This is a genomic window from Stenotrophomonas maltophilia complex sp. Om-AH-Sm3, from assembly GCF_059337855.1.
In genome coordinates this window covers 391,444-400,102 of sequence record NZ_JBYBLQ010000003.1, presented here as the reverse complement: position 1 = coordinate 400,102, position 8,659 = coordinate 391,444, and the positions used below count along the sequence as shown (strand labels likewise).

Below are 8,659 nucleotides of genomic sequence, written 5' to 3'. Positions count from 1 at the left end.
GGGTCCGACTGTGGAGGCGTAAGCGCCATGGATGGCGCGACCAAGGCTACATGGGTGAGGGCGCTTTGCTTGCGAAGCACTGCTTCGCAAGCGCCCGAACGCCCAGCCGCCGGCGGCTGGGCCGGACCCCGGAGGGGGATTCACGCCGTCCCCCGCAACCGGACCCACCCCGCCATCCCACGGAATGCAGGCCTTTGACCTTGACGTTGCCCTGGCCTCTGCGGGTGCAGGGCGCAGCCCTGCCAGGACAACCCACCCATTCAGACAGGTAAGTGCAGGTCACAGGATAAGCAGACGCCTTGTTGCCTCCGCCAATCGGGTCCACATTCCTGTGCAGAAGACGGGCCGCTGCCCGTTGCCGAGACAACAGGAGCCCTGCATGTCCGCTGCCCCCACCACCGCCATTTCCCGCGATCCGGCCACCGGCCAGCAGATCGCCAGCCACCCCTTCGCTACCGACGCCGAACTGGAAGCCATCCTCGATCGCGGCCAGGTCGGCTTTGCGGCCTGGAGCGTCAAGAGCCTCGAACAGCGCGCAGACGTACTGCGTGCGATGGCCGCCGTACTGCGGCGTGACCGTGAAAAGCTGGCCGCGCTGGCCACTGCCGAAATGGGCAAGGTGCAGGCCGAATCGCTGGCCGAAATCGAGAAGTGTGCCGTGCTGTGCGACTGGTACGCCGACCACGGCGCGCAGTTCCTGCGCGACGAACCGACCCAGGTGCCCGACGACAAGGCTTACGTGTCCTACCTGCCGCTGGGCGTGGTGCTGGGCATCATGCCGTGGAACTTCCCGTACTGGCAGGTGATGCGTGCGGCAGTGCCGATCCTGATGGGCGGCAACGGCTTCCTGCTGAAGCCGGCCGAGAACATCGTCGGTACCGCGCAGCTGCTCGACGCGGCCTGGCGCGATGCCGGGCTGCCGGAAGGCACCTTCATCGCCGCCAACATCAGCCGCGAGGGCACCAGCCGCGCGATCGCCGATGATCGCATCGCCGCAGTGACCCTGACCGGCAGCGTGGCCGCAGGCCGCAGCATCGCCGCCCAGGCCGGGCAGGCGCTGAAGAAGGTGGTGCTGGAGCTGGGTGGCTCGGATCCATTCATCGTGCTGGCCGACGCCGATCTGGACGCCGCCGTTGATGCGGCGGTGGCCTCGCGCTTCCAGAACACCGGGCAGGTCTGCATCGCCGGAAAGCGCATCATCGTCGAAGACGCGGTCTACGATCGTTTCGTGGCGCAGTTCTGCCAGAAGGTGCAGGCACTGACCATCGGCGATGGCCGCGACCCGGCCAACCGCATCGGCCCGATGGCGCGCCAGGACCTGCTGGAGCAGCTCGATGCGCAGGTACGGGCTTCGGTGGAGGCCGGTGCGCGGCTGCTGGTTGGCGGCCACCCGCTGGATCGCCCTGGAGCCTTCTATGCACCCACCGTGCTGGCCGACGTAGAGCCTGGCATGCAGGCCTTCGATACCGAGACCTTCGGGCCGGTGGCCTCGATCAGTCGCGCCCGCGACGCCGACCATGCGGTGGAACTGGCCAACCAGAGCGAATTCGGCCTGAGCGGCAACCTGTGGACCGGCGACCGCGCACGGGCCATGCAGCTGGCGCGCCGGCTGCAGACCGGCGGCGTGTTCGTCAACGGCTTCTCCGCTTCAGACCCGCGCGTGCCGATCGGCGGCGTGAAAAAGAGTGGCTTCGGTCGTGAGCTCTCGCACTTCGGCATCCGCGAATTCGTCAACGCGCAGACGGTGTGGTTCGACAAGCGTTGACGCGCGGCTCTCATCCTTCCTGCAACGATCCACCACCAGTCCAGCGAAAAGGACGGCATTCCAATGTCCAAGGGTTCAGACCTGCTCGTCGCCGCGCTTGAGAACGAAGGCGTCGAGCGCATTTTCGGTATTCCCGGCGAAGAGAACCTCGACGTGGTCGAGTCGCTTCGTCATTCCAGCATCGAGCTGGTCATCACCCGCCACGAACAGGCAGCGGTGTTCATGGCTGCAACCTATGGCCGCCTGACCGGCAAGCCCGGCGTGTGCCTGGCCACGCTCGGCCCCGGCGCGCTGAATTTCACCACCGGCGCCGCCTATGCGCTGCTGGGTGCGTGGCCGGTGATCATGATCACCGGCCAGAAGGGCATCGTCGCCAGCAAGCAGGCGCGCTTCCAGATTGTCGACATCGTCGGCACGATGAAGCCGCTGACCAAGCAGGCGCGGCAGATCGTCTCGGCGCGCACGATCCCGACCATCGTCCGCGAGGCGTTCCGTGTCGCTCAGGAGGAGCGCCCGGGCCCGGTGCTGCTGGAGCTGCCCGAAGACATCGCGGCCGATGAGGTCGAGGGCGTGGCGCTGATTCCGCCGCATGCGGTGGACCGTCCCATTGCCAGCCCGGAGGCGCTGGATCGGGCGGCTGAGATCATCCGCAATGCCAAGCGGCCGTTGTTGATGATCGCTTCGGCGGCGTCGCGGCCGCAGTCCAGTGAAGCGCTGTCGGCCTTTGTGTTGCGCGCCGGCATCCCGTTCTTCACCACGCAGATGGGCAAGGGCGCGGTGGCCGGAGGTTCGGGCCTGTACATGGGCACCGCCGCGCTGACCGAGCGTGACTACGTGCACATGGCGATCGACCAGGCTGACGTGATCGTGACCATCGGCCACGAGGTGACTGAAAAGCCGCCGTTCGTGATGCGCCCGGGTGGCCCGACCGTGATCCATATCGGCTACTCGCAGGCGGCGGTGGAACAGGTGTACTTCCCGCAGGTGGAGGTGATCGGCGACATCGGCCGTTCGCTCACCCAACTGGCCGACCGCATCGAAGGCGCGGTGCCGAATGCCGCCGCGCTGCTGCCGCTGCGCGCGACCATCCTCGAGCATCTGGCCGACCGTGCCGAGGAGGCCCGTTTCACCCCGCAGCGGCTGGTGCACGACGTGCGCCAGGTGATGCCGCCGGACGGCATCGTGGCGCTGGACAACGGCATGTACAAGATCTGGTTCGCCCGCAACTACCGTACCCAGGTCGCCAACACATTGCTGCTGGACAACGCGCTGGCGACCATGGGCGCGGGCCTGCCATCGGCGATCATGGCCTCGATCCTGTATCCACAGCGGCGGGTGCTGGCGGTGTGTGGCGATGGTGGTTTCATGATGAACAGCCAGGAGCTGGAGACAGCGCGCCGGCTGGGGCTCAACCTGGTGGTGCTGATCCTCAACGACGGCGCCTACGGCATGATCCGCTGGAAGCAGGCGGTGGATGGCTTCACCGACTACGGCATGACCTTCAGCAACCCGGATTTCGTGAAGTACGCCGAGGCCTATGGCTGCAAGGGGCATGAGGTGACCGCCATCGAGCAGTTCATCCCGACCCTGCAGGCGGCATTCAACGAGGGCGGGGTGCACCTGGTGTCGGTACCGGTCGACTACTCGGAGAACCAGCGGGTGCTGGTGGACGAGCTGCGGCAGGCGTTCCCCGGGAACGCGTAGGCGCCGATCCGCTGATGGGGTCAGATCCCTTTGCAGCGCAAAGGGATCTGACCCCTCTCCAGGCCGGGGCAGGGCGGTTTTGGTATGCTGTGGAGCCGGCCGCGCCGGGCGCAAGATCCCCCTCACTACACGATTCCCGCAGATCCATGAGCGAAGCTACCGATACCCCCCCCGTCGACGAGAACAAGTTGATCGCCGAGCGCCGTGAGAAACTCAAAGCGCTGCGTGGGCAGGGCATCGCGTACCCGAACGATTTCCGTCGTGAGGACTTCGCCGGCCGCCTGCAGGACGAATTCGCCGATGCCGAACAGTGGACCGCCGAGGCGCTGGAAGGCAACGGCCGCCAGGTGAAGATGGCCGGCCGCCTGATGGCCAAGCGCATCATGGGCAAGGCGAGCTTCGCGCAGATCCAGGACGAGTCCGGCCGCATCCAGCTGTTCCTGCAGGGGGCCGTGCTGGGCGATGCCTACACCGCGTTCAAGGGCTGGGACGTGGGCGACATCATCGCCGTCGAAGGCGGCCTGACCCGCACCAAGACCGGCGAGCTGTCGGTCAAGGCCGAGTCGATCCGCCTGCTGACCAAGTCGCTGCGTCCGTTGCCGGACAAGTGGCATGGCCTGGCCGACGTCGAGCAGCGTTACCGCCAGCGTTACGTCGACCTGATCGTCACCCCGGAGTCGCGCGCGGTCTTCATCAAGCGCTCGAAGATCATCCGCGCCATGCGTGCGTGGCTGGACAACCGCGACTTCCTGGAAGTCGAGACGCCGATGATGCATTACATCCCCGGCGGCGCGGCGGCCAAGCCGTTCACCACCCACCACAACGCGCTGGACCTGGACCTGTACCTGCGCGTGGCGCCGGAGCTGTACCTCAAGCGCCTGACCGTGGGCGGCCTGGAGCGCGTGTACGAGATCAACCGCAACTTCCGCAACGAAGGCGTCAGCACCCGCCACAATCCGGAATTCACCATGATGGAGCTGTACGAGGCCTATGCCACGTACAACGAGATCATGGACCTGACCGAAGGCGTGATCCGTGACGTGGCCAAGACGGTCAACGGCAGCACCGAGGTCGAGTGGGACGGGGCGAAGATCGACCTGGGCCCGGCGTTCCGCCGCTGGCGCATGGACGAAGCCGTGCGCCACCACAACCCGGAAATCTCGGTTGCCGACTGCACCGACCGTGACGCGCTGCTGCGCCATTGCGAGCGCTTGAACATCCGCGTCAAGCCGTCCTACGGCTGGGGCAAGCTGCTGCTTGAGATCTTCGAGGCCACCGTCGAGCACACCCTGATCCAGCCGACCTTCATTACCGACCATCCGGTGGAAGTCTCGCCGCTGGCCCGTGCCAACGACAATGATCCGGGCTACACCGACCGCTTCGAGCTGTTCGTCAACGGCAAGGAGCTGGCCAATGGCTTCTCCGAGTTGAACGACCCGGAAGACCAGGCCCAGCGCTTCCAGGCCCAGGTGGCCGCGAAGGAAGGTGGCGACGACGAGGCCATGCACTACGACGCCGACTACATCCGTGCGCTGGAGTACGGCATGGCCCCGACCGGCGGCCTGGGTATCGGCGTCGATCGTCTGGTGATGCTGCTGACCGGCAGCAGCTCGATCCGCGATGTGCTGCTGTTCCCGTACATGCGTCCGGAGCAGTAAGTCGCGTTTTTGACTCCCGATTGTGCGCGCCGTCCCGAAACGAGACGGCGCGATTGACGCGTCCCGCACTCGGCGTATCGTAATTGCACTACCTTGACGCCTGTTATGGCTTGATCGGCGTCAGGGGAGGGCACGGTGTGGGGAGTCCGCTTCACATTGTGATGACGATCATGAATCGGGACGCATGACACGGGAGTCAGGCCGATGCAGGGTGCGAGCGTTCGCAGCGGCAGAGTATCCTCGCCTGCTGATGATCCAGCGTGGTCGAAAAACCAGGCAGAGTACGCGTTGAATATCGTCATCGTTGATGACCAGACTTCCGCCCGGACGATGCTGCGTCACGTCATCGAAGACATCGCGCCGGAACTGAGCGTGTATGACTTCGGCGATCCGCTGACCGCATTGGCCTGGTGCGAAGCCCATCCGGTCGACCTGTTGCTGCTCGATTACCGTATGCCGGAGATGGATGGGCTGGAGTTCGCCCGTCGTTTCCGTCGCCTGCCCAAGCACCGCGACATTCCGGTGATCCTGATCACCGTGGTCGGTGACGAGCCGATCCGGCAGGCGGCACTGGAAGCCGGCGTCATCGACTTCCTGGTCAAGCCGATCCGCCCGCGCGAACTGCGTGCTCGCTGCTACAACCTGCTGCAGCTGCGCCAGCAGACCGAGAACGTGAAGCAACGGGCGCTGTCGCTGGAGCAGCGCCTGCTGGCCAGCATGCATGAGGTCGAAGAGCGGGAGCGCGAAACGCTGTCACGACTGGCGCGCGCGATCGAATTCCGTGATGCCGGCACCAGCGCCTACCTGGAGCGCATGGCACGTGTGGCCGGCCTGATTGCCGAACAGCTCGGGCTGCCCGAGGAGGAGGTGCGCCTGATCGAAATGGCTGCGCCGCTGCATGACATGGGCAAGATCGCCATTCCCGATGCGGTGCTGCTCAAGCAGGGCAAGCTCAACGAGGAGGAGCTGGCGATCATGCGCCGGCACCCGCGGATTGGCCATGAACTGCTGAGCGGCAGCCAGAATCGTTTCATCCAGGTTGGCGCGTTGATCGCACTGCGTCATCATGAGCGCTACGACGGCAGCGGCTATCCTGATGGGCTGGTCGGCGATGCGATTCCGCTGGAAGCGCGCATCGTGGCTGTCGCCGATGTCTTCGACGCCCTGATTTCGCCCCGTCCGTACAAGGAAGCATGGACCATGGAAGCCACCCTGGCTTATCTCTACGCCCAGCGTGGCCGGCTGTTCGATCCCCGATGCGTGGACGCGCTGCTGCGCGGCCGCGAACAGCTGGACCAGATCTGCGCCGAGCATTCGATGGCGTCCGCGCGCCCGGGGCTGGGCGCGTGAAACGGCTGTTGTCGCAGCTGCGGCTGCGCCTGTCCCAGCGCCAGGACAGCGAACACGGCCAGCAGATCGTCCGTATTGTCCTGATCAGCCTGATCCTGGCCTACGTGCTGTTGCCGGCGCCGCGCCACGACCTGCCGCACACGCAGTACGTGGGCGTGCTGGCGATCGTATTGACCGGCCTGAGCCTGTCGCTGCTGTTGTTCGGCTGGCTGCTGTGGCGGCCGGCGCGTTCCGATCCCCGCCGCGTGCTGGGCATGCTCGCCGACTATGGCCTGATCGCTGCCGGCATGGTGCAGATGGGCGAGCCCCTGGCCTGGGTCTACATCGTGGTGATGTGGGTGACGGTCGGCAACGGCATGCGCTTCGGCAACCACTACCTGTACGTGGCGGTGGCGATGGCGATGGTGAGCTTCGGTTGCACGGTGCTGCTGACGCCTTACTGGCAACAGAATTTCCGTCTGGCTATCGGCCTCTGGCTCGGCCTGGCGGCGGTGCCGCTGTACTTCTCGACGCTGCTGCGGCAGCTGACCGAAGCGATGGCCGAGGCGCGCCGTGCCAGCGAAGCCAAGAGCCGTTTCCTGGCCAACATGAGCCACGAGTTCCGCACGCCGTTGAACGGCCTCAACGGCATGACCGAAGTGCTGGCGACCACGCGCCTGGACGATGAGCAGCGCGAGTGCCTCAACACCATCCAGGCGTCGTCGCGCAGCCTGCTGGCGCTGGTGGAGGAAGTGCTGGACATCTCGGCCATCGAGGCCGGCAAGCTGCGCGTGGTGGCCGAAGACTTCGCCGTGGCCGACGTGATCCAGGCGATCGGGCTGATCCTGTTGCCGCAGGCCAAGGCCAAGCGCCTGGATTACCGGGTGAAGGTCGCCGATGGTGTGCCGCCCCGCGTGCGCGGAGACGTCGGGCACCTGCGGCAGATCCTGCTGAACCTGGCCGGCAACGCGGTCAAGTTCACCGATCACGGCCGGGTCGAAATCCGTGTCAGCGTGGTGCAGGCCGATACCAGTGGCGCGGTGCGGCTGCGCTTCGACATCCTCGACACCGGCATCGGCGTGGCCCCGGCCATGCGTGCGCGGCTGTTCGATGCCTTCGAGCAGGCTGACGTCAGCATGGCGCGTCGCCACGAGGGCACCGGGCTGGGCACGACCATCGCCAAGGGCCTGGTCGAAGCAATGGACGGCGATATCGGTTATCTGGAAAACCCGCCGCGCGGCAGCCATTTCTGGGTCGAGCTGCCGTTCGCGCCGCCGCAGCCGCAGGTGCCGGGTGCGGTACCGAGCCTGACCGGCGACGACGACGCGGGGCCGGGTGGCAACGTGATCGCATTTGCCGACCCGTTCCTGCGCCATCGCGCCCGCGTGCGCAGCATGCAGATCCTGGTGGCCGACGACCACGAGGCCAACCGCATGGTCCTGCAGCGCCTGCTGCAGAAGGCCGGGCATCGCGTGCTGTGCGTGGACGGCGGTGAGGCAGTGCTGGATGCGCTGGCCGACAGTGAATTCGATGCGGTCATCGTCGACCTGCACATGCCGGGCATGAGTGGGCTGGACATGCTGAAGGAGTTGCGGGTGATGCAGGCCGGCGGCGGTCCGCGCACGCCGGTGCTGGTGCTCAGTGCCGATGTCACGCCCGAGGCGATCCAGCGCTGCACCCAGGCTGGGGCGCATGCTTTCCTGGCCAAGCCCGTGGTGGCGGTGCGCCTGCTCGATACCCTGGCCGAGATCGCCAGCAACGCCCAGCTGAAGACCATGGCCGCACCGGTGGTGCGACCGATGGCCCTGCAGGATGGGGTGCTCGACAGCAGCGTGCTGGACGAGCTGGCCTCGCTGGGGATGGGCGAGGGCTTCGAACGTGAGTTCATCCGCCAATGCCTGGAGGACGTGGCGGGCTGCATGGGCAAGGCCGAGCAGGCCGGTGAGGCCACGCAGTGGGATGTGTTCCGCGAACAATCCCACGCGATCAAGGGCGTGGCCAGCAACCTCGGCCTGATGCGCGCGTCCAACCGTGCCGGCGAGCTGATGCGGATGGCCGACTGGCAGCTGAAGACCGAATGGCGCCAGCGCCTGGGCATCCTGCAGGAGGCGATCAAGGAAGGCCGGCGCGCGCTGGAGGCACGGGCCGAACGCCGGCTGCGCGGCGCTGCCGACGATGGCGAGGCGCGTTGAACCACGGCAGG

At 66.5% G+C, this 8,659-nt stretch carries 5 protein-coding genes; all 5 read left to right on the top strand.

Annotated elements, in window-relative coordinates; translation table 11 throughout:
- Positions 1–379: 379 nt before the first annotated feature.
- The 5 genes from AC10QF_RS06390 to AC10QF_RS06370 all read left to right on the top strand — a co-directional run bounded on the left by AC10QF_RS06390 (position 380) and on the right by AC10QF_RS06370 (position 8,648).
- Entirely contained in the window at positions 380–1,765 is a 1,386-nt protein-coding gene (locus AC10QF_RS06390) for an NAD-dependent succinate-semialdehyde dehydrogenase (protein ID WP_005416385.1), read from the top strand.
- Between the two features lie 63 nt (positions 1,766–1,828).
- Positions 1,829–3,469: an acetolactate synthase large subunit gene (locus AC10QF_RS06385; RefSeq protein ID WP_494541941.1), complete on the top strand. Its 1,641-nt coding sequence runs from the start codon at positions 1,829–1,831 to the stop codon at positions 3,467–3,469.
- A 146-nt stretch (positions 3,470–3,615) separates the two neighbouring features.
- Positions 3,616–5,127 carry a lysine--tRNA ligase gene (gene lysS, locus AC10QF_RS06380; protein ID WP_494541940.1) on the top strand — a complete coding sequence of 504 codons (1,512 nt, stop codon included), beginning with the start codon at positions 3,616–3,618 and terminating at the stop codon, positions 5,125–5,127.
- Between the two features lie 204 nt (positions 5,128–5,331).
- On the top strand, positions 5,332–6,477 hold the full coding sequence (gene rpfG, locus AC10QF_RS06375) for a cyclic di-GMP phosphodiesterase response regulator RpfG (protein ID WP_049435901.1): 1,146 nt from the start codon (positions 5,332–5,334) through the stop codon (positions 6,475–6,477).
- On the top strand, positions 6,474–8,648 hold the full coding sequence (locus tag AC10QF_RS06370; protein WP_164230388.1) for a response regulator: 2,175 nt from the start codon (positions 6,474–6,476) through the stop codon (positions 8,646–8,648). The genes rpfG and AC10QF_RS06370 overlap by 4 nt, the downstream gene beginning before the upstream one ends.
- Positions 8,649–8,659: the final 11 nt, after the last annotated feature.